The organism is Paenibacillus sp. SAF-068 (genome assembly GCF_051967555.1).
Taxonomy (GTDB): Bacteria; Bacillota; Bacilli; order Paenibacillales; family Paenibacillaceae; genus Paenibacillus.
In genome coordinates this window covers 1-354 of record NZ_JBQCJX010000015.1, presented here as the reverse complement: position 1 = coordinate 354, position 354 = coordinate 1, and the positions used below count along the sequence as shown (strand labels likewise).

At 60.2% G+C, this 354-nt stretch carries 1 pseudogene; it reads left to right on the top strand.

The annotated features are described in order from the left end of the window. Positions 1–354, top strand: a pseudogene (locus tag ACTHPG_RS28135) (DUF4183 domain-containing protein); the annotation flags it as partial.

Below are 354 nucleotides of genomic sequence, written 5' to 3'. Positions count from 1 at the left end.
AGCGACAGGGGATACCGGAGCCACCGGAGTTGGCGTAACGGGAAGTACGGGATTAACAGGTGCAACTGGTGAAACGGGAGCGACAGGACTCGCAGGGTTGACTGGTGCGACAGGGGTTACTGGAGTCACAGGGGTTGGCGTAACGGGAAGTACGGGATTAACAGGTGCAACTGGTGAAACGGGAGCCACAGGTCTCGCAGGGTTGACTGGTGCGACAGGGGATACCGGAGCCACCGGAGTTGGCGTAACGGGAAGCACGGGATTAACAGGAGCCACGGGTGAAACGGGAGCGACAGGACTCGCAGGGTTGACTGGTGCGACAGGGGTTACTGGAGTCACAGGGGTTGGCGTAAC